This window comes from Enterobacter cloacae complex sp. 6730903 (assembly GCF_048283985.1).
Classification (GTDB): Bacteria; Pseudomonadota; Gammaproteobacteria; order Enterobacterales; family Enterobacteriaceae; genus Enterobacter; species Enterobacter hormaechei_C.
The window spans coordinates 132,495-153,834 of record NZ_JBLVXX010000002.1; the positions used below are offsets into that span (position 1 = coordinate 132,495).

Annotated in this window: 19 protein-coding genes; 14 read left to right on the forward strand and 5 right to left on the reverse strand. The window is 56.8% G+C overall.

Annotated elements, in window-relative coordinates:
• The first annotated feature begins 92 nt into the window (after positions 1 to 92).
• Complete coding sequence (gene ybiO / locus ACNQ0W_RS01570; RefSeq protein WP_062932148.1) at positions 93 to 2,303, forward strand: mechanosensitive channel protein; 2,211 nt, start codon at positions 93 to 95, stop codon at positions 2,301 to 2,303.
• Positions 2,304 to 2,348: 45 nt separating this feature from the next.
• Here ybiO and rlmF read toward each other — a convergent pair whose 3' ends face one another.
• Positions 2,349 to 3,260: a 23S rRNA (adenine(1618)-N(6))-methyltransferase RlmF gene (rlmF, locus tag ACNQ0W_RS01575; RefSeq protein WP_032647782.1), complete on the reverse strand. Its 912-nt coding sequence runs from the start codon at positions 3,258 to 3,260 to the stop codon at positions 2,349 to 2,351.
• 242 nt (positions 3,261 to 3,502) lie between these two features.
• Here rlmF and mcbA point away from each other — a divergent pair, with 242 nt between their 5' ends.
• From mcbA to ybiJ, 3 genes are all read left to right on the forward strand, one after another.
• Complete coding sequence (gene mcbA, locus ACNQ0W_RS01580; protein ID WP_003858470.1) at positions 3,503 to 3,766, forward strand: DUF1471 family periplasmic protein McbA; 264 nt, start codon at positions 3,503 to 3,505, stop codon at positions 3,764 to 3,766.
• A gap of 123 nt (positions 3,767 to 3,889) precedes the next feature.
• A complete protein-coding gene (locus ACNQ0W_RS01585) occupies positions 3,890 to 4,156 on the forward strand; it encodes a DksA/TraR family C4-type zinc finger protein (protein WP_062932149.1) in 267 nt (88 codons plus the stop codon).
• A gap of 285 nt (positions 4,157 to 4,441) precedes the next feature.
• Positions 4,442 to 4,702, forward strand: coding sequence for a DUF1471 family protein YbiJ (gene ybiJ / locus ACNQ0W_RS01590; protein WP_003858474.1), 261 nt, complete (start codon positions 4,442 to 4,444; stop codon positions 4,700 to 4,702).
• A 115-nt stretch (positions 4,703 to 4,817) separates the two neighbouring features.
• On the opposite strand, the gene ybiB is transcribed toward ybiJ, so the two are convergent.
• Positions 4,818 to 5,780, reverse strand: coding sequence for a DNA-binding protein YbiB (gene ybiB, locus ACNQ0W_RS01595; protein WP_047053105.1), 963 nt, complete (start codon positions 5,778 to 5,780; stop codon positions 4,818 to 4,820).
• 256 nt (positions 5,781 to 6,036) lie between these two features.
• Here ybiB and ACNQ0W_RS01600 point away from each other — a divergent pair, with 256 nt between their 5' ends.
• From ACNQ0W_RS01600 to ACNQ0W_RS01620, 5 genes are all read left to right on the forward strand, one after another.
• Positions 6,037 to 6,573 (forward strand): fimbrial protein, encoded by a 537-nt coding sequence (locus ACNQ0W_RS01600; protein WP_047053102.1) that lies wholly within the window; start codon positions 6,037 to 6,039, stop codon positions 6,571 to 6,573.
• A 69-nt stretch (positions 6,574 to 6,642) separates the two neighbouring features.
• The gene (locus ACNQ0W_RS01605; protein WP_062932150.1) at positions 6,643 to 7,317 is read left to right on the forward strand and encodes a molecular chaperone; all 675 of its coding nucleotides are present in this window, start codon (positions 6,643 to 6,645) and stop codon (positions 7,315 to 7,317) included.
• Between the two features lie 26 nt (positions 7,318 to 7,343).
• Positions 7,344 to 9,887 (forward strand): fimbria/pilus outer membrane usher protein, encoded by a 2,544-nt coding sequence (locus ACNQ0W_RS01610; protein WP_074135636.1) that lies wholly within the window; start codon positions 7,344 to 7,346, stop codon positions 9,885 to 9,887.
• 22 nt (positions 9,888 to 9,909) lie between these two features.
• On the forward strand, positions 9,910 to 10,899 hold the full coding sequence (locus ACNQ0W_RS01615) for a fimbrial protein (RefSeq protein ID WP_062932151.1): 990 nt from the start codon (positions 9,910 to 9,912) through the stop codon (positions 10,897 to 10,899).
• Positions 10,900 to 10,904: 5 nt separating this feature from the next.
• Positions 10,905 to 11,408, forward strand: a complete 504-nt coding sequence (locus ACNQ0W_RS01620) for a fimbrial protein (protein ID WP_062932152.1) — start codon at positions 10,905 to 10,907, stop codon at positions 11,406 to 11,408.
• Here the strand turns inward: ACNQ0W_RS01620 and dinG are convergent.
• Positions 11,395 to 13,572, reverse strand: a complete 2,178-nt coding sequence (gene dinG / locus ACNQ0W_RS01625; protein WP_047053093.1) for an ATP-dependent DNA helicase DinG — start codon at positions 13,570 to 13,572, stop codon at positions 11,395 to 11,397. The genes ACNQ0W_RS01620 and dinG overlap by 14 nt on opposite strands.
• Positions 13,573 to 13,669: 97 nt before the next feature.
• Positions 13,670 to 15,052 (reverse strand): ATP-dependent RNA helicase RhlE, encoded by a 1,383-nt coding sequence (rhlE, locus tag ACNQ0W_RS01630; RefSeq protein ID WP_062932153.1) that lies wholly within the window; start codon positions 15,050 to 15,052, stop codon positions 13,670 to 13,672.
• 204 nt (positions 15,053 to 15,256) lie between these two features.
• Between rhlE and cecR the strand changes: the two genes are divergently transcribed.
• Genes cecR through ACNQ0W_RS01655 form a run of 5 tightly spaced genes read left to right on the forward strand, consistent with a single transcriptional unit; the run spans position 15,257 to position 20,945 of the window.
• Positions 15,257 to 15,934: a transcriptional regulator CecR gene (gene cecR, locus ACNQ0W_RS01635; RefSeq protein ID WP_062932154.1), complete on the forward strand. Its 678-nt coding sequence runs from the start codon at positions 15,257 to 15,259 to the stop codon at positions 15,932 to 15,934.
• On the forward strand, positions 15,931 to 16,926 hold the full coding sequence (gene hlyD, locus ACNQ0W_RS01640) for a secretion protein HlyD (protein ID WP_023296152.1): 996 nt from the start codon (positions 15,931 to 15,933) through the stop codon (positions 16,924 to 16,926). Before cecR ends, hlyD begins: the two co-directional genes overlap by 4 nt.
• Positions 16,919 to 18,658, forward strand: a complete 1,740-nt coding sequence (locus tag ACNQ0W_RS01645; RefSeq protein WP_062932155.1) for an ATP-binding cassette domain-containing protein — start codon at positions 16,919 to 16,921, stop codon at positions 18,656 to 18,658. Before hlyD ends, ACNQ0W_RS01645 begins: the two co-directional genes overlap by 8 nt.
• Entirely contained in the window at positions 18,648 to 19,781 is a 1,134-nt protein-coding gene (locus tag ACNQ0W_RS01650; RefSeq protein ID WP_047740623.1) for an ABC transporter permease, read from the forward strand. The genes ACNQ0W_RS01645 and ACNQ0W_RS01650 overlap by 11 nt, the downstream gene beginning before the upstream one ends.
• Before the next feature lie 57 nt (positions 19,782 to 19,838).
• Positions 19,839 to 20,945 (forward strand): ABC transporter permease, encoded by a 1,107-nt coding sequence (locus tag ACNQ0W_RS01655; RefSeq protein WP_062932157.1) that lies wholly within the window; start codon positions 19,839 to 19,841, stop codon positions 20,943 to 20,945.
• Here ACNQ0W_RS01655 and ACNQ0W_RS01660 read toward each other — a convergent pair.
• On the reverse strand, positions 20,907 to 21,317 hold the full coding sequence (locus ACNQ0W_RS01660) for a YbhQ family protein (protein ID WP_003858499.1): 411 nt from the start codon (positions 21,315 to 21,317) through the stop codon (positions 20,907 to 20,909). The two genes, ACNQ0W_RS01655 and ACNQ0W_RS01660, sit on opposite strands and share 39 nt — an antisense overlap.
• Positions 21,318 to 21,340 lie beyond the last annotated feature (23 nt).

Below are 21,340 nucleotides of genomic sequence, written 5' to 3' on the forward strand. Positions count from 1 at the left end.
GCTTTTTTACGCCGGATTGTTCCCAAAAACTCCCCTCCGCTCCCCGCGCTCTATACTTATCATTTTGCACGATATTTTTGTCGGAGGACGCCGTGCCGTGGATCCTGTTGCTACTGTTTAGCCTGTTTAGCGCGCCATCACTTGCTGTAACCCTTCCCGGCGTTACCACCGGAGCCACCGCCACCCAGCAAAATGCGCCGCCAGAGCCAGACGCTGAAAAGAAAAAAGCCGCCTACGGCGCGCTGGCCGACGTGCTTGAGAACGACACGTCCCGACAGGAGCTGATCGATCAGCTGAGGAAGGTGGCCGCCACGCCGCCTCAGGATCCGGTTCCTGCTATTGCGCCGCCGGAAGCCGAAGAAGAAAAAACGGTGCTGGAAAACGTCACCGACATCAGTCGCCGCTACGGGGAAGCCCTGTCGTCGCGTTTTGCCCAGCTCTATCGCAACCTGGTTGGCACCTCACATAAGCCTTTTAATCCTCACACCTTTTCCGCAGCCGCCACCCAGTTTGCTATTCTGGCCGGCGCCGTCTTCATTTTTTACTGGCTGTTGCGCCTGTCTGTCTGGCCGTTTTACCGGAAAATGGGCCAGTGGGGACGCAAAAAGAATCAGCATAAAAGCAGCTGGCTGCATCTTCCGGCAATGATTACCGGGGCGTTTGTCATCGATTTACTGCTGCTGGCCCTGACGCTGTTTGTCGGCCAGATGCTGGCCGACCGCCTTAATACCGGAAACAAAACCATCGCGTTTCAGCAGGGACTGTTCCTCAATGCATTTGCCCTGATTGAGTTCTTTAAAGCCCTCCTGCGGTTGATCTTCTGCCCGCGCGTGCCGGACCTTCGCCCCTTCGCCATTTCGGATCAGAGCGCCAAATACTGGGCGGTGCGGCTCAGCGTGCTGAGCGGGTTGATCGGTTATGGCCTGCTGGTTGCCGTGCCGATTATTTCCAACCAGGTTAACGTGCAGTTCGGGGCGCTGGCGAACGTGCTGATCATGCTGTGCATTACCGTCTGGGCGCTGTACCTCATCTTCCACAATAAAAAAGCGATCACCGACAGCCTGCTGCACCTGGCCGATCGCTCCCTCTCCTTTTTCAGCCTCTTTATTCGCGCCTTTGCGCTGGTGTGGCACTGGCTGGCCAGCGCCTATTTTATTGTGCTCTGTTTCTTCTCCCTGTTCGATCCGGGCAATAGCCTGAAATTTATGATGGGGGCGACGTTCAAAAGCCTGGCGATTATCGGCATCGCGGCCTTTGTCTCTGGCCTGCTCTCCCGCTGGCTGTCGAAAACGATCACCCTGTCGCCGCAGGTTCAGCGTAACTACCCGGAACTGCAAAAGCGGGTGAATGGCTGGATGACGGTATCCCTGAAGGTGGCGCGTATTCTGACGGTCTGCGTGGCAATTATGCTGCTGCTGAACGCGTGGGGGCTGTTTGATTTCTGGAACTGGCTGCATAACGGCGCGGGGGAAAAGACCGTTGATATTCTTATTCGTATCGCGCTGATCCTGTTCTTCTCCGCCGTCGGCTGGACGCTGCTGGCAAGCCTTATCGAAAACCGTCTGGTGTCGGATGTCCACGGCAGGCCACTGCCGAGCGCCCGCGCCCGCACGCTGCTCACCCTGTGCCGCAACGCGCTGGCGGTGATCATCAGCACCATCACCATCATGATTGTGCTGTCGGAAATCGGCGTGAATATCGCCCCGCTGCTGGCGGGTGCCGGCGCCCTGGGGCTGGCGATCTCCTTTGGTTCGCAGACGCTGGTGAAGGATATTATCACCGGCATTTTTATCCAGTTTGAGAACGGGATGAACACCGGGGATCTGGTGACCATCGGACCGCTCACCGGCACGGTGGAACGCATGTCCATTCGCTCCGTCGGTGTGCGTCAGGATACCGGCGCGTACCACATTATTCCGTGGTCATCGATCACCACCTTTGCCAACTTTGTGCGCGGCATTGGTTCGGTGGTGGCGAATTATGATGTCGATCGGCATGAGGATGCAGAGAAGGCGAAACAGGCGTTGCGGGATGCGGTAAGCGAACTGATGGAGATGGAGGATATTCGCGGGCTGGTGATTGGTGAACCGTCGTTCGCGGGCATCGTCGGGCTGACGAACACTGCCTTTACCCTGCGCGTGTCGTTCACCACCCAGCCGCTTAAGCAGTGGACGGTGCGCTTCGCCCTCGACAGCATGGTGAAAAAACACTTCGATCTGGCGAACGTGAGAGCGCCGGTGCAGACGTATCAGGTATTGTCGCCGCCCGCTTCGCCGCTCCCTCCGCAGGAGCCGACGCTGTAACCGAGCCGGGTGGCGGCTTCGCCTTATCCGGCCTGCGATGGGGTGCTATTTGCGGCGTTTGTTATCGTCCATAAAGGTCCAGGCGATAAAGCGGCTCTGCTTCTGGCCCTGCGCCATCTCTTTTTTGACCACTTTCACCGCGCCGACGTCGGTCAGGGCGCGGTAAAGCGGCGGCAGGTTATCACCGCGGGAAACCAGCGTGGTAAACCATTTCACCTGACGACCGAAGCCCTTACTCTCGGCAATCATGCGCAGAATAAATGCCACTTCCCCGCCCTCGCACCACAGCTCCTGCTGCTGGCCGCCAAAGTTCAGCGCGCCATCTTCAGCCTGGCCCAGGTTACGCCGCTTGCGTTCACTACCCGCACGAGCGGAGGCGGCAGAGTCGTGGAAGGGTGGGTTGCACAGGGTGGCATCATATTGTTCGTTCTTGTGGATAATGCCGTTGAAAATAGCAGCGGCATCCTTCTGACGACGCAGACGAACGGCCCGGCTTAACCCTGGGTTAGCGTTGATAATGGCCTGCGCGCTGGCGAAGGCCTCGGCGCCGATCTCGCTGCCGGTAAACCGCCACTGGTACTCATGAGCGCCTATCAGGGGATAGATCAGGTTCGCGCCCGTACCGATATCAAGCACGGTGGCCTGTTTCGGCACCACGCCGCCATTATCATCCGCCAGCAGATCGGCAAGATGATGGACATAATCCGCACGGCCTGGCACCGGTGGGCAGAGAAAGCCATCCGGGATGTCCCAGTGCGTAACGCCATAAAAATGGGCCAGCAGCGCTTTGTTCAGCGTTTTAACCGCCAGCGGATCGGCAAAGTTTACCGACGGTTCACCGGCTGGTGTCTGAACAATAAAATCCTGCAATTCCGGGCAGCTCAGGCACAGGGCTTTCATGTCGTAGCGGCTACGGTGGCGGTTACGCGGGTGCAACCCCGGCTTTTGGGAAGTCATGGCATTCTCCTTTAGACAGCCGCGTAAGATACCCTGTGACGGCGCGGGGGTAAATATCTGTCTGCGCGGCACAAAAAACTGACGAAAATCAGCAACCTGTATGTCTATGATCTGTCAGCAAATTGTCAGAATTTATCGTTCAAAAAATAAGCAGATCATCATCAAATTTTTGCGCTAAATCACACGCGTCAGGCTTCTAAACTTAAGAGGAATCACCTGTTGTTTCCCCTGAGGATGTGATTATGAAAAAGTATCTGACCTTTATTATTGCGGGTGCGCTGGCAGGCGCATCGTTCTCAGCCTGGTCCGTTCAACCGCTAACCGACAGCAACGACACCAGCCAGCTACGTGCGGCGGGGACGGTCTCTGTCAGCCGGGCAAGCAACCTGGATGACCTTCAGGACAAGCTGGCCGAAAAAGCGCGTCAGGAAGGGGCTAAAGGCTTCGTGGTAAACGCCGCCGGTGGCGATAACCATATGTACGGCACCGCGACCATCTATAAATAATCGATTTCCTTCCCACACTGCATCTGCCAGGCAGATGCAGTTCTCATTCCTTTCCTTCGCCTTGACTGTGCGTTTTTTAACCCCATATTAAGATGAATGGCTTAAACAGATCAGGAGAACATGATGGCTTCCGGCTGGGCGAATGACGACGCCGTTAACGAACAGATCAACAGTACCATTGAAGATGCGGTCGCGCGTGCTCGCGGTGAAATTCCGCGCGGCGAAAGTTTAACGGAATGCGAAGAGTGCGGAGATCCGATTCCTGAGGCACGGCGTAAAGCCATTCCTGGCGTACGGCTATGTATTGCCTGTCAGCAGGAGAAAGATTCAAAAAATTCGACACATTCAGGATATAATCGCAGGGGATCGAAAGACAGCCAGTTACGTTGACTTTCCTTTACCGAAGTTAACCGCGCCAGTCGTTTACTTTACGCTCACGACTTTTAGCGAAACGCGTAGCAAAACGTGCCCTTCCGATGGCTTCTGTAAAGCGCATCCACAAGAAGTGTCAATTGCGCTTCTGAATTTATTAATAATCAATAAGTTATTTGTCATTCAATTTTTTTGAGCAACCACGTCAATTCTCTTCTATTTTATCTTCCGCTAAAAACCGTGATACTTATCACATCGACGGAACATCGTCCCCTTAACAGAATAACCTGCGAGAATTGACCTATGAAAACCATCAAATATGCTGTTGCCGCTGTTGCCCTGTCCGCTCTCTCTTTCGGCGCTTTCGCCGTGGAGCCAGTCTCCTCTACTCAGGCACAGGATCTGAACAAAATCGGGGTGGTGAGTGCTGAAGGCGCGACCACGCTGGACGGTCTGGAAGCAAAACTGGCGGAAAAAGCGGCCGCTGCTGGCGCAAGTGGATACACCATCACCTCCACTAACGGTAATAACAAACTGAGCGGTACTGCGGTTATCTACAAGTAATCGAACAAATTATGCTCCACCCTCACCATACCCTCTGGTGAGATGCTCCAACCCTCATTGACCCTGTTGTTGTTACCCTTGTTTGCCCGTCCGCCACTGGACGGGCTTTTTTTGCTTAAAACGACTGCGCCACGCGCTGCAATCCGGCTTCCACGGATGCCACTTCCCCTGCCGCCAGCAGGCAACAGGCCATTTGCAGCTTGATCGACTGCGGAACAGGCACCTTTCCGGCCAGACACTGCACGATCCAGTGCGCGGTGACCTGCGGATCTTTCGACTCAGGCAGGATCACACCGCTGTTCTCTTCCCCACGCTCCAGCACGACCCGCGTCCCGGCAGGCTCAATCAGCATCAGCTGTGGACAACGCTGCGGGTTGGCGTAAACCTCCCCTTCCGTCCCGTGCATCAGCAGCGCCCGCCCGCCGATTTCGGCAAAGAATTGCCCGACCCGCGTCACATACTCCGGATGGGAGACGCTGGAAAGACGTAGCGCGGCGTCTTCGGCAAACGGCGTCGCCAGCTTCGCCAGGGTGTGGGCGCTGTTACGAACTCCCATACGCCAGCGCATGTCCAGCTGCTTTTCCAGCGGCGGGCAGAGCGCGCGCACGGGAATATAGACCGGCTGGTTCCCCTCCAGTTTGGCCTGCGCCTGGCCAGCATGGAGAGTAGGTTCGATGCCTAATAATTCCAGAATGGTCTCTGTCAGCACGCGCGTTGGATCTTCGCTCACGCCATGCACCACCACCGGGAAACCGAGTTTCTGCAACAGAATAGCCAGCAGCGGCGTGAGGTTTGCCTGCTTACGCGCGCCATTGTAGGTCGGGATCACAATCGGCATCGGCTTCGTGACGGGCGGGGTTAAACGCATCGTCTGCGACTGCATGGCCTCATAAAAACCGCGCATCTCTGCCTCACCTTCCCCTTTGATACGCAGCGCAATCAGAATGCCGCCCATTTCCAGTTCCGGCACGTCGCCATTCAGCATATGCGTGTACAACGCACGGGCCGTTTCCTGGTCCAGATCGCGAGCATGGTTTTTCCCACGCCCTACCTCTTTGATAATTTTGCGGTAATCCACGACATTTCTCCTGACAGCATCATCTTGTTAACAATATAGCCCGATGAACACGCACCCGATAGTGTTTTGTGATCATTATCAACCTGCTGTTTTCAGGTAAAAAAAATAAACTCAAGCATTATTTGCATTATTTGTGATTGGGACAAAAGATTCGTCTCTGCCCTTTTTTTGATTAAATAAACATCTGAAAGTCATTAAAGGTCAACGGTGAAAACGTCCAGGCAACGTTTTTGCCAGAAACACATTGGGATTTACTATGAACAAGGTTGCATTAGGGTTGTTTATCGCCGCAACGGTGGGATGTTCTGCATCCGCATTTGCGGCAACCAACGGTGAAGGGCAGATTAATTTCACCGGAGAAATTATCGATTCTGCTTGCCAGGTCGTGAATGGATTAAGTAATCCATTAAATGTTCAGTTGGGAAAAGTATCTAAAACGGTATTTACCGGCGCAGGCTCTACCAGCACATTAACGAAGTTTGATATTAAGTTAACCAATTGTCCGGAAACCGTAACCTCGGCTGCAATTAACTTCGGTGGTACCCCGGATGCGGATAATAATGCCGCGCTGGCATTAACGCCCGATACCGATGCGGCTACCGGTGTAGCTATTCAGCTGGTTGACACGTCCGGGCAGCCTGTCACCCTGTATACCCCTTCGCAGCAATATCCTTTAGCCTCCGGCACGGCGGTTAACGATCTGGAGTTCGGCGCACGTTATATTCAAACCCAGGCGGCAGTCACCGCAGGCCCCGCTAACTCTGTATCGACCTTCACCGTTATTTATAACTGATCTTATCAATCCTGAGATATTAATGCTTTTGCGGGCATTAATATCTCATCTTTTTATTGAGAAATCTTTATGCGCCACGGTTATTTACTGAGCACTCTTTTACTGGTAGCAGCCTCGGCACAGGCGGGTGTTGTGATTAATGGCACCCGCCTGGTCTATCAGGGAGATAAAAAGGAATCATCTCTTGGTCTTTCAAACCCGGATACCACGGATTATCTGGTGCAGTCCTGGGTCGATTCTGGCGGTAAAAACCAGGCTAATGCCCCGTTCCTGATCACCCCGCCGCTTTTCCGGCTGGACGCGAAAGAGGATAACGTCCTGCGCGTGGTCCGTACGGGAGGAAATTTACCGGAAGACAGGGAATCTCTGTACTGGCTGAATATTAAAGCGATCCCGTCCTCGAAGCATGTTGAAGGCGTAAATACGCTGCAAATTGCCATTAATACCCGCATTAAATTGCTCTATCGCCCGTCAGCGGTAAAAGGCAGACCTGAAGATGTGGCCGATAAACTTGAATGGCATCGCGAAGGTAATGATTTAGTGGTGAATAATCCCACACCTTTCTATATGAATTTTCAGACCGTCACCCTCAATGGTCAGAAAGTCACGAAAGCCACCTGGGCCGTGCCGAAAACTGAAACGCATTTTGCTTTACCTGGCAACGTCGGAGGCTCGACCGTCGCGTATTCCATTATTACCGATTACGGCAGCATCAGCCAGACATGGTCTAAACCCGTTCATTAATCGTATTACCCGGTAATAAAATCATCATGTACAGCCATAAAAAGCCGTTCACCTGCCGATTTTCGTCATTGCTGATGGCTATTTTTTGCCTGGCAATGGCGATCTTTGCGCAGCAGGTTTTGGCTGATGATTATTTTAACCCCGCCCTGCTGGACATTGATAACCCGCAGCAGGGAAAGACCGATCTGTCTGTCTATGAAAAAGGTCCCGGCCAGGCGCCAGGTAAATATCAGGTCGCGGTTTTTATCAATAACAATAAAATTGATACCCGCGACGTGACCTTTAACTTAGTTAAAGATCCACAGGGCACCAGCACGCTTCAGCCTTGTTTTACACTGGACGAATTAAAGCGCCTCGGGATCAAAACCCAAAACTATCCACGGCTGATGGTAGAGGGTCAGTGCGCCGATCTACACGCCATCCCTTCGGCATCCGCGACCTTTCGCGTGCGCAACCAGCAACTGCTGCTGAGCATTCCGCAAAAGGCGCTTGGACAGGTTCCTCGCGGTTACATCGACCCGAAAGAGTTTGACGAAGGGATCAACGCGGGCCTGCTTAACTACAGCGTCAACGCCAGCCAGAGCCATGCGCGCCAGCAGGGTGAAGAGGATAGCAGCAGCCAGTACGTTAACCTGCGTCCCGGCTTCAACATCGGGGCATGGCGCGTTCGTAACTACTCCACCTGGAATCGCAGCACCACGGGTAACGAGGAGGAACAGAAATTCACCTCCGTTTATACCTATGCGCAACGCGATATTGTGGCGATGAAAAGTGACGTGACGGTAGGGCAAAGCACCTCGCCTGCCGACGTTTTTGACAGCGTCCCCTACACCGGCGTGGAGCTGAAATCCGACAACGACATGTTGCCGGACAGCAAAAAAGGCTATGCCCCCATTATTCGCGGCACCGCCCACAGCAACGCGCTGGTAATGGTCCGCCAGAACGGATACGTGATTTATCAGAATACGGTCGCGCCTGGCGCGTTCGAAATTAACGACCTCTACCCCACCGGCAGCAGCGGCGACCTCCAGGTCACAGTGAAAGAAACTGACGGCAGCGAAAGTCATTTCGTCGTGCCGTTTGCCTCCGTGCCGGTATTGCAGCGTGAAAAAAACCTGCGCTACAGCGTAACCGCCGGGCGCTATCGCTCTTATGACAAAGACGTTGAAAAGACCCCGTTTGCCCAGGGGAGCGCCATCTACGGTTTACCTTATGGTTACACGGCCTACGGCGGCGTGCAGCAGAGCAGCCATTATCAGTCTCAGGCGATTGGCGCCGGGAAAAACATGGGCGATTTAGGGGCATTCTCCATTGACGTGACCCGCGCCAGAGCCCTGTTGAAAAAACAGAAGTCCAGCAAAGGCCAGTCATGGCGCATCCGTTACAGCAAAGATTTCGCCGGTTCGGGCACCAACTTTACCCTTGCGGGCTATCGCTATAACAGCAAGGGGTTTTACACCCTGGACGACACCATGGAGTCGTATACCCGCTCCGACGACTGGTCTGCTCCCCAGCAGCGCCGCGCCCGTACCGAAGCCACCGTTGACCAGACGCTGCCAGAAGGCTGGGGGTCGGTCACGCTGAGCATGGTGAAGGAAACCTACTGGAGCCAGAGTCAGGACATGACTTCCCTGAGCGTCAGCTACAACAACAGCTGGCACGGCGTGAGCTACAGCCTCAGCTACAGCATGAACAAAAACACCCACGACAGCGATGAAAACGGTAATGAGGTAACAAACGACAACCAGTTCTCGCTGAGCGTTTCGGTTCCGCTGGATCGCTGGATGCATAACACCTGGGCCACCTACAACCTGAACAACACCAAAGACGGCACCACGCAGAACATTGGCCTGAACGGTACGGCGCTGAAAGAAGACAACCTGAACTGGAATATCCAGGAAGGGCTGAGCAACACCGGCAGCGGTAACTCCACCAGCATCAACGCCGATTACAAAGCAACCTACGGCGAAGTGAGCGCAGGCGTCAGTCAGGATAAGTATCAGCAGACCCTGAACGTCGGTTTGCAGGGTGGCGTGGTGGCCCACGCTAACGGGATCACCCTGAGCCAGCCGCTCGGTGAAACCATCGCGCTGGTGAAAGCGCCGGGTACGCACGGCACCCATATTACCAACCAGACAGGCGTGGAGACCGACTTCCGCGGCTATACCGTCGTGCCGTTCGTGACCGCGTATCGCCATAACACTATCGCGCTGGATACCGAAACGCTGCCGGACGATGCCGACGTCACCCACGCGGCGCAGATCGTGACGCCGACCCGCGGGGCCGTGGTGCGCGCCAGCTTTACTACCCGCGTGGGTAACCGCGTCCTGATGACGCTTACACAAAATGGTAAACCGCTGCCCTTCGGCGCAACGGTCACCACCGGGGATAAGGACAGCGAATTTATTGTCGGGAATGACGGCCAGACCTACCTCTCGGGTCTGCCACAGCAAGGGCATCTCATCGTTTCCTGGGGACAGGAGGCGAGCGAGCACTGCGTCGCTGACTATGCGCTAACGGATGAGAAAGAGAAAACCAGCATCATTAACGCTGCCGCGCAGTGTCACTGATCCACCGTTCAGGCTAACGATTATGCAGATGATTAAACAGTGCTTTTTCTTACTGGTTCTGGGAACCGCCGCGTTATTTATGCCGCATGCGAAGGCGACCTGCACCACGCCGGATCTGCCCAAAATGATTAATGTGGCCTCCATCTCTGTCCCCACGACGCTGGCGGTTGGCGCAACCATTCCGGGTACAGAGCAGAGCGTTCATGTTGCCGGGCACTGCGATCAGAGTATCGACAGCGGACTGGAAATTGTCTCGTGTTACTACGGTACCGGAGCGGAAATTCCGGGGCTGAAGGGAGTATATGAATCCGGCGTACCGGGTGTCGGGGTCGCATTGATGAACGATCAGGGTCAGCGAATCAGCGGAGCAGGCGGAGTACAGTGCGATTCACGCGGAACGCCTGTTGGCTATGTTTCTGGTGATGGCACACAGTCGTTCAACTTTGACGTCACGCTTGAACTGGTCAAAACAAGCGACGCCGTGACCTCCGGCACGCTGGTGCAGTCTCAGACCGAATTTGGCATTGGCGTTTTCGGTCACGAAGGGATCGGCAGCCCTAACCATATTGCGTATGCAGGTAACGTCATTTTGCATCAAGTCACCTGCTCTGTTTCGCCAAAAAATCTCACCGTTAATTTGGGTGATTTTCCCGTCAGTGATTTTATGAGCGTGGGGTTTTTATCCAGCCCCGCTCAAACGTTTAATATCACCGTTAACTGTGACACAACCGTTCAGCCTGAGCTAAAAATCACCAGTGCTAACGGCTACGAGACGGCATTCGAGGGGGTGATCAAACTGACGAAGCAGACAGGCATGGCAACGGGCGTCGGGGTGAGAATGCTGTTTGATGACCGCATTGCGACCTTTGACACCTACGTCAGCACCCAAAGCCAGGCCGTTGCCAATGAAACGCTGGATATCCCCTTTCAGGTTCGCTACGAGCAGATCAGCGATGTGGTGACGCCCGGCCCCGCCAACACCGTAGCAACCATCACTCTCGCCTATAAGTGACCGACATGAAAAAGACAATCGCGTTTCTGGCGGTGGGCTTACTGGCCCAGGCCCACGCAGACGATATTCAGATCCAGATGACGGGAAATATTTACGCCAATACCTGCGTCATTGACAGAGCCAGCCGCAACCTGACGGTGGACTTAGGCCAGGCGGTGTCGGGCAGTTTTAAAGACGTGGGGGATACCGGCGAGTGGAAAGACTTTTCCCTGTCCGTATCGCACTGCCCTGCCACGCTGGCGCTTGCCACGGCCTTTTTCTATGGCCAGGCAGACAGCGTGCATCCGACAAAATTTGCCAATATCGGTAGCGCAAAGGGACTGGCGCTGGAGCTGGCAGACCGACAGGACAAAATACTGATTGCCCCGCAGGCCGCCTTTAACGCCGCCATCAATCCGGGTGACCACACAGCAACCTTTCCCCTGTCCGCACGTTACTATGCCACCTCAATGCCCGTCACTGCCGGGACATTCAGCAGCGTGATTCAGGTGACATTCACTTACCAGTAGGACCGCGCCCCTTAGCACGGAAGCTTTTTCGACGCCCGGCAGCAAGTTTTGCCGGGCGTTTTTTTACTTCCGGCACGTCCGGCTGCTCAATCGGGAAGATCGGCAGCGCATTCAGCAGCCGCTGGCCATAGTTTTTGGTGAGCAGACGTTTGTCATAAATCACCACCTCGCCCCAGCAGCCGTGGCTACGGATCAAGCGCCCGACCTGCTGGATCAGGTTAAACGACGCCGCAGGCAGGCTTTGCACTTCAAACGGATAACGGTTGAGGCTTTTCAGCCATTCGCCTTCGGTGATCACTACCGGGCTGTCGATGGGCGGGAAAGCGATTTTATGGATATGCACCTGCGTCAGGTAGTCGCCTTTCAAATCCAGCCCTTCCGCAAAGGACTGTAGCCCCACCAGCACGCTGCGCTCGCCGTTATCAATACGTTTACGGTGGGTTTCCACCAGCCGATAGCGCGGCTGATCGCCCTGCACCAGCAGGAGTAAGCGCAAATCGGTGACGTGCTCAAGGAAGCGTTGCATCGCGCGGCCACTGGCAAACAGCACCAGCATGCCGGGATATTTTTTACTCTCAACCTGCTCGCGGAAGTAGGCCGCCATTTCCGCAATATGCTGCTCTTCGTTATCGATAAGCGGCTCATAGTTCATGCGCGGGATCACCAGCTTGCCCTGCTCACAGTGGTTGAACGGCGAGTCAAGGGCCACAAAACGGTCGCCCGCTTTCTCTTTCAGGCCGCTCATTTCCTGCAACCTTGAGAAGCTGTTCAGGGAACGCAGGGTCGCCGACGTCACTACCACGTGCGGCACGCTGCGCCAGATCAGCTTTTCCAGCTGATCGGCCACGCGAATGCCCACGCAGTGGAAGAACAGATGTACCTGCCCGTCCCGCACTTCGCGGGTGGCCCACTTAGTCACTGGCGCCCCGGATGCCTGCGCCATTGAGGCCAGCCGCCAGAGTTTGCTCTGCGCCTCAAACATGCCCAGCGCGCGGTTCATTTGCAGCAGAATGCGGTGCAAGCGCACCACGTCATGGGTACCGGTTTTCTCGCTGAGATCGTTTAAGAACATCTCCGCCAGCCCGCGCAGCTTTTCAAGGTGCTTCGCCAGCTGCTGGCAAATCTCCATCACTTCCTGCGGCAACTCACCCATCGCAAAGCGGTGTTCCGCTTCCTGGGTGGCGGGGAGATACAGGTTGAGAATGTTATTCAGCGAGGCGATGAGGCCGTACACCTCTTCACAGTGCTCGCTCAACCGCTCCGGGACCGCCAGCGGCGGCGTGGTTTTCGGGCGGAACTGCTCCATGCAGGTTGCCACCAGCTTGCAGAACAGATCCAGTTGCAGGCGAAACCACGGGGCGGTAATTTCCGCGCTCATCTCCAGCGCATCCCGTGCCACGTCGGGCAGATGATGACCTTCATCAAGCACCAGCAGCAGGTTTTTGGGCTCCGGCAGGACCGCTTCACTCTCCAGGGCGGCCATCACCAGCGCGTGGTTGGCGACAACCACCTCCGCTTCCTGAATCTCACGCCGGGCGACAAAGAACGGGCACTCGCGGTAGTAGTGACAGTTGCGGTTCAGGCAGCTCGCTTTATCGGTGCTGAGCCTGCGCCACAGGTCGTCGCCGATTGCCTGGCTGGTGTGATCCCGCAGGCCGTCCCACCTGTAGCCGTCGAGATCGGCCTTCAGCTTTGCGCACTGCTCCTGCTCCGCCTTGTTATTTGGCGTCAGCTCGTCATCAAGAAACGCGAGCAGATCCTGCTGGGAGGGTTCACTGCTGGCCAGCGCCGCCAGATTGCGCGGGCAGACGTAGCGCCCGCGACCAAAGGCGGCGGTGAAGCGTAAATCGGGGATAATTTTGCGCAGCAGCGGTAAATCTTTGCTGAAGATCTGATCCTGCAAGGCCACGTTGGCGGTGCTGACCACCAGCGTTTTGTCTTCTTCCCGCGCGATGGCAATGCCGGGAATGAGATACGACAGGGTTTTCCCGACGCCGGTCGGGGCTTCAATCGCCAGATGTCGCCCGTCGTCCCCGGCGAGCGTTTTTGCCACGTCGGCAATCATCTGCCGCTGCGGGGCTCGGGGGATAAAATCGGGGATCTGCTGTTGTAGCGCCTTATACCATGCGCCAATTTGCGCCTTGAGCGCAGCGGTTAAAGCCATCGGAAAACCTGAAATACTGTATAAACAGCCACTATTGTGGCACTTTCTCTCCGCTGCCGCAAAAAGAAAAGCCCGGCTTTACGACCGGGCTTCCAGATTACTGCGGGTTAGCAGGTTTACGCGGGCGGCGTCGGCGCTGCCCCTCGCCTGCCGGTTTCCCTTCGCCGCTACGCCACGGGTTTTCACCGGCCGGTTTGCTGTCGTTATGACGACGCGGCGGTTTGCCCGAAGATTTCGGTGCGCCACCTTCTGAACGACGCGGCTGCTGGCCGCGACCACCGCCGCCCTGACCGCGCCCGCCGCCCTGACGACCGTTCTGAATTGGCTCGGCTTTGATCGACGGGTCCACTTCATAACCCGGGGTTTCAATGCGCGGGATCTCTTTCTTCAGCAGGCGTTCGATGTCGCGCAGCAGCTTGTGTTCATCCACGCAAACCAGAGAGAGCGCTTCCCCGGTTGCCGCCGCGCGTCCGGTACGGCCGATACGGTGTACGTAATCTTCCGGCACGTTTGGCAGCTCGTAGTTCACCACGTGCGGCAGCTCTTCAATGTCCAGGCCACGAGCGGCGATGTCGGTTGCCACCAGCACGCGAATGTCGCCGGATTTAAAATCAGCCAGCGCACGGGTACGCGCGCCCTGGCTCTTGTTGCCGTGAATAGCCGCGCTGCGGATGCCGTCTTTATTCAGCTGTTCCGCCAGGTGGTTGGCGCCGTGCTTGGTGCGGGTAAAGACCAGCACCTGCTGCCAGTTGCCCTGGCCGATCATCTGGGAGAGCAGTTCCCGCTTGCGCTTCTTATCCACAAAGTGAACGTGCTGCGTCACCTGTTCGGAGGCGGTGTTGCGGCGCGCGACTTCCACTTCCAGCGGGTTATGCAGCAGCTTTTCCGCCAGCGCCTTGATCTCGTCGGAGAAGGTCGCGGAGAAGAGCAGGTTCTGACGACGCGCAGGCAGTTTAGCCAGCACGCGGCGAATGTCGTGGATGAAGCCCATGTCGAGCATGCGGTCGGCTTCGTCCAGCACCAGAATTTCAACGCTATCGAGCTTCACCGCGTTCTGGTGTTCCAGATCCAGCAGACGCCCCGGCGTTGCCACCAGCACGTCCACGCCGCCGCGCAGCTTCATCATCTGCGGGTTAATGCTTACCCCGCCGAAAACCACCAGCGAACGAATGTTGAGATAGCGGCTGTATTCACGCACGTTCTCGCCAATCTGGGCTGCCAGTTCGCGGGTTGGGGTGAGGATCAGCGCACGCACCGGACGACGGCCTTTGGCGTGCGGCTGGTTTTTTACCAGCAGCTCCAGCAGCGGCAGGGTAAAGCCCGCGGTCTTACCAGTACCGGTCTGCGCGCTTGCCATCAGGTCACGACCCTGCAAAACGGCCGGAATGGCCTGCTGCTGGATGGGGGTTGGCTCAACGTAGCCCTGCTCTGCGATGGCGCGCAGAATTTCCGGGTTCAGACCAAGGGAATCAAAAGACATAAAAACTCCGAACCGCCCCGACCATCACAGGTGTAGTTTTCAGGGAGATATAGCGAATAGAAGGACAAAAACCACAATGTCGCGAAGGTGCGGAGTGTAGCAGCTTTTGTGACGTGGCGCATAAAATATCCCCGGCGATGACTCGACGTATACTGGAATCAGGCATAATCTTAATCAATCGATTGATTAATTTTTAATGCCGCTATGAATACAACACCCACAACAATCAAAGGCGAACAGGCGAAAAGTCAGCTTATCGCCGCTGCGCTGGCGCAGTTTGGCGAGTATGGTCTGCATGCCACCACGCGGGATATCGCCGCTCAGGCCGGGCAGAATATTGCGGCCATTACCTACTATTTTGGCTCAAAAGAGGATTTATACCTCGCCTGTGCCCAGTGGATCGCGGATTTTATCGGCACCAGCTTTCGCCCGCATGTGGAAGAAGCCACCGCGCTGTTCAGCCAGCCAGAGCCGGACCGGGCTGCCATCCGCCAGTTGATCCTTAACGCCTGTCACAACATGATCCGCCTGCTGACGCACGACGATACGCTGAACCTGAGCAAATTTATCTCGCGCGAGCAGCTCTCCCCCACTGCCGCGTACCAGCTGGTGCACGATCAGGTGATCGCCCCGATGCACGGCCATCTGACCCGGCTGATCGCCGCCTATACCGGACGGGACGCCAGCGATACCGACACCATTTTGCATACCCACGCCCTGCTGGGCGAAGTGCTCGCCTTCCGTCTGGGGCGTGAGACCATCCTGTTACGTACGGGCTGGACACAATTCGATGAGGATAAAGCCGCGCAAATTAGCCAGGTCATTACCTGTCACGTTGATCTGATCCTGCAAGGCTTAACGCAAAGGAGCCAGAAGTCATGAAAAAACCTGTCGCCATCATTCTGGTGGTTGTTGTGTTACTTGCTGCGGGAATCGGTGGCTGGCTGTGGTATCAGAGCCAGCAGGATCGTGGCCTGACGCTGTACGGCAACGTGGATATCCGCACCGTGAACATGAGCTTCCGCGTCGGCGGGCGGCTGGCCTCGCTGAACGTTGACGAAGGCGATGCCATCAAAGCCGGGCAGACGCTGGGGATGCTGGACAAAGCCCCGTTTGAGAACGCGCTGATGCAGGCAAAAGCAGGCGTTTCCGTTGCACAGGCGCAATACGACCTGATGCTGGCGGGCTACCGTGACGAAGAGATCTCCCAGGCGGCCGCTGCCGTTAAGCAGGCAAAAGCCGCCTATGACTATGCGCAGAATTTCTATAACCGTCAGCAAGGCTTATGGAAAAGCCGCACTATTTCCGCCAACGACCTGGAAAACGCGCGCTCATCCCGCGACCAGGCGCAGGCAACGCTGAAATCTGCCCAGGATAAGTTAAGCCAGTACCGCACCGGTAACCGTGCGCAGGACATTGCCCAGGCGAAGGCCAGCCTTGAGCAGGCGCAGGCGCAGTTAGCCCAGGCGGAGCTGGATCTGCACGACACCACGTTAGTCGCCCCGTCTGACGGCACGCTGATGACCCGCGCCGTGGAGCCGGGCAGCATGCTCAGCGCGGGCAGCACCGTGTTAACGCTCTCCTTAACCCGTCCGGTGTGGGTGCGCGCTTACATTGATGAGCCAAATCTTGGCCAGATGCAGCCGGGCCGCGAACTGCTGCTCTATACCGACGGTCGCCCGGACAAGCCGTATCACGGCAAAGTGGGCTTCGTCTCTCCTACCGCCGAGTTCACGCCAAAAACCGTTGAAACCCCGGACCTGCGTACCGACCTGGTGTATCGCCTGCGCATCATCGTCACCGATGCGGACGACGCGCTGCGTCAGGGCATGCCTGTTACCGTGACCTTAAACGACGGGGAACGACATGAATGATGCGGTTATCCAGCTCAATAATCTGGTCAAACGCTTCCCGGGAATGGCTAAACCGGCGGTCGCGCCGCTGAACTGTACGATCCAGAAAGGCTATGTGACCGGGCTGGTGGGGCCGGACGGCGCGGGCAAAACCACGCTGATGCGGATGCTGGCGGGATTGCTGAAGCCGGATGAAGGCAGTGCCAGCGTGCTTGGCCTCGATCCGATCAAAGACGACGCGGCGCTCCACGGCATACTCGGCTATATGCCGCAGAAGTTTGGTCTGTACGAAGATCTGACGGTAATGGAAAACCTGAACCTGTATGCCGATCTGCGCAGCGTTACCGGCGAAACCCGGCAGAAAACCTTTGAGCGTCTGCTGGCGTTTACTTCCCTCGGCCCGTTCACCGACCGGCTGGCGGGCAAACTTTCCGGCGGGATGAAGCAGAAGCTGGGGCTGGCCTGCACGCTGGTGGGCGAACCGAAGGTGCTCTTGCTGGATGAACCCGGCGTGGGCGTGGACCCGATTTCCCGCCGCGAGCTGTGGCAGATGGTGCACGAGCTGGCGGGTGACGGGATGCTGATCCTCTGGAGCACCTCCTACCTCGACGAAGCAGAACAGTGCCGCGACGTGCTGCTGATGAATGAAGGCGAACTGCTCTATCAGGGCGAACCTACCGAGCTGACGCAAACCATGGCCGGGCGCAGTTTTCTGCTGCACAGCCCGCAGGAATCCAACCGCACGCTGCTGCAACGGGTGCTCAAGCTGCCGCAGGTGAGCGACGGGATGATTCAGGGCCGTTCGGTGCGCGTGATCCTCAAAGAAGAGACTACCGCCGACGATATCCGCCGTGCGCAGGGGATGCCTGAGATCGACATGACAGAGACCGCGCCGCGCTTTGAAGATGCGTTTATCGATCTGCTGGGCGGGGCGGGAACCTCAGAATCACCGCTTGGTGCCATCCTGCACACGGTGGAAGGCACGCCGGGCGAAACGGTCATTGAAGCGAAATCGCTCACCAAAAAATTCGGTGATTTCGCCGCCACCGATAACGTCAATTTTGCCGTGAAGCGCGGTGAGATCTTCGGCCTGCTCGGGCCGAACGGCGCGGGAAAATCCACCACCTTTAAAATGATGTGCGGCCTGCTGGTACCGACGTCCGGCAAAGCGCTGGTGCTGAACATGGATCTCAAAGTCAGCTCCGGCAAGGCGCGCCAGCACCTGGGCTATATGGCGCAGAAGTTTTCGCTCTACGGCAACCTGACGGTGGAGCAAAATCTGCGATTTTTCTCCGGCGTCTACGGCCTGCGGGGACGGGCGCAGAATGAGAAGATCGGCCGCATGTGCGACGCCTTCGGCCTGACCGATATCGCCTCACACGCGACCGACGCGCTGCCGCTTGGCTTCAAACAGCGGCTGGCGCTGGCCTGCTCACTGATGCACGAGCCCGATATTCTGTTTCTGGATGAACCGACTTCGGGCGTTGACCCCATTACCCGCCGCGAGTTCTGGCTGCATATCAATAGCATGGTGGAAAAAGGCGTGACCGTGATGGTCACCACCCACTTTATGGACGAGGCGGAGTATTGCGACCGTATCGGGCTGGTCTATCGTGGCAAGCTGATTGCCCACGGCACGCCGGATGACCTGAAAGCGCAGGCCGCCGACGACGCGCAGCCAGACCCGACCATGGAGCAGGCGTTTATTACCCTCATCCACGACTGGGATAAGGAGAATACTCATGCGCAGTAACGCCCTTTCCTGGCGCCGGGTGCGCGCCCTGTGCGTCAAAGAGACGCGGCAGATTGTGCGTGACCCCAGCAGCTGGCTGATTGCGGTGGTGATCCCCCTGCTGCTGCTGTTTATTTTCGGCTACGGGATTAACCTCGACTCCAGCAAGTTGCGGGTCGGGATCCTGCTGGAGCAACAGAGCGAAGAGGCGCTGGACTTTACCCACGCCATGACCGGCTCGCCCTACATCGATGCCACCATCAGCGACAACCGGCAGGAACTGATCCAGAAAATGCAGGCCGGAAAAATTCGCGGTCTGATCGTCATCCCGGTCGATTTCGCCGCCAACATGGCACGCCCGGGCGCCGATGCCCCGATTCAGGTGATCACCGACGGCAGCGAGCCAAACACCGCCAACTTCGTGCAGGGCTACGCGGAGGGTATCTGGCAGCTCTGGCAGATGCAGCGCGCCGAAGACCGGGGGGAAAAGTTTGAACCGCTGATTGACGTGCAGACGCGCTACTGGTTTAACCCTGCCGCCATCAGCCAGCACTTTATTATTCCGGGGGCGGTGACGATTATCATGACGGTGATTGGCGCGATCCTCACCTCGCTGGTGATCGCCCGCGAATGGGAGCGCGGCACCATGGAGGCGCTGCTCTCCACCGAAGTGACGCGCGTCGAGCTTTTGCTCTGCAAGCTGATCCCCTACTACTTCCTCGGCATGCTGGCGATGCTGCTCTGTATGCTGGTCTCGGTATTTATTCTTGGCGTGCCGTACCGCGGCTCGCTGGTGCTGCTGTTCTTTATTACCAGCCTGTTTTTGCTCAGCACGCTGGGGATGGGTCTGTTAATTTCCACCATCACCCGCAACCAGTTTAACGCCGCGCAGGTGGCGCTTAATGCCGCCTTCCTGCCGTCGATTATGCTCTCCGGCTTTATCTTCCAGATAGACAGTATGCCAGCGGTGATCCGCGCCGTGACCTACATCATTCCGGCGCGCTACTTTGTCAGTACCCTGCAAAGCCTGTTCCTGGCGGGGAATATTCCGGTGGTGCTGATCATCAATACCCTGTTTTTGCTGGCGTCGGCGGTGATGTTTATCGGGCTGACGTGGATGAAAACCAAAAGAAGATTAGATTAGCCATCGGATTTTGTAGGTCGGGTAAGCGCAAGCGCCACCCGACAGGAGGACGACGCGATGTTTCACCGTTTATGGACATTGATCCGCAAAGAGCTGCAATCCTTGCTGCGCGAGCCGCAGACCCGCGCCATTCTGGTGCTGCCGGTGCTGCTTCAGGTTGTACTGTTTCCGTTTGCCGCCACGCTGGAGGTCACCAACGCCACCATCGCCATTTACAACGAAGACAACGGCAAGCATTCCGTCGAGCTGACGCAGCGTTTCGCCCGCGCCAAAGCCTTTACCCATGTCCTGCTTCTGGAAAGCCCGCAGGCGATCCAGCCCACCATCGACATGCAGAAAGCATTATTGCTGGTGCGCTTCCCGGCGGACTTCTCCCGCAACCTGGACACCTTCCAGACCGCGCCGATGCAGCTGATCCTCGACGGACGTAACTCCAACAGCGCCCAGATTGCGGCGAACTATTTGCAACAGGTGGTGAAGGATTACCAGCAGGAGCTGATGGCGGGCAAACCCAAACCCAACAACAGCGAGCTGGTGGTGCGCAACTGGTACAACCCGAACCTGGACTACAAATGGTTTGTGGTGCCGTCGCTGATCGCCATGATCACCACCATTGGCGTGATGATTGTCACCTCGCTGTCCGTGGCGCGCGAACGTGAGCAAGGTACGCTGGATCAGCTGCTGGTCTCGCCGCTCGCCACCTGGCAGATTTTTGTCGGCAAGGCGGTGCCGGCACTGATTGTCGCGACGTTCCAGGCCACCATCGTGCTGGGGGTGGGAATATGGGCGTACCAGATCCCGTTTGCCGGATCGCTGGCGCTGTTTTACTTCACGATGGTAATTTACGGCCTGTCGCTGGTGGGGTTTGGGCTGCTGATTTCCGCGCTCTGCTCAACGCAGCAGCAGGCGTTTATCGGGGTGTTTGTCTTTATGATGCCGGCGATCTTGCTTTCAGGGTACGTTTCGCCAGTGGAGAACATGCCGGTGTGGTTACAGGATTTGACGTGGATAAACCCGATTCGTCACTTCACGGATATCACCAAGCAAATCTATCTGAAGGATGCGAGTCTGGATATTGTATGGGGAAGTTTGTGGCCGCTACTGGTCATCGCGGCCACAACGGGCTCAGTGGCCTATGCGATGTTTAGACGAAACATCGCGTAGCTTTTTCTCTTTGGTGAGTAACGACACCACCGCAGGCCCTGCGAGGATAGCCAGACCCGCCAGGGCCAGCAGCAGGTTGTTTTGCAGCACGCGTGACAACAGCCACAGGACGATCATTGCCGCACCAAAATACCAGGTGGTGGTGAGCTCTTCGAGCACATCACCCACTTCACGCCAGCGCGCGTCGTGGTGACGCTGTAAAAACAGCATCGACAGCACGGTCACGCCGTAAACCACGCATAACCCTAAGCCGACGCGCACCAGCGTGCCGCTCATCCAGCCCATCACCAGTACGGCCACGACCAGTAAATGCAACATTATCTGCCAGCAACTCAAACCGGTTGCGACACGAACGCGTTGTTGCCACTTCATGGCTTCTCTCCTGAAGGATTTTT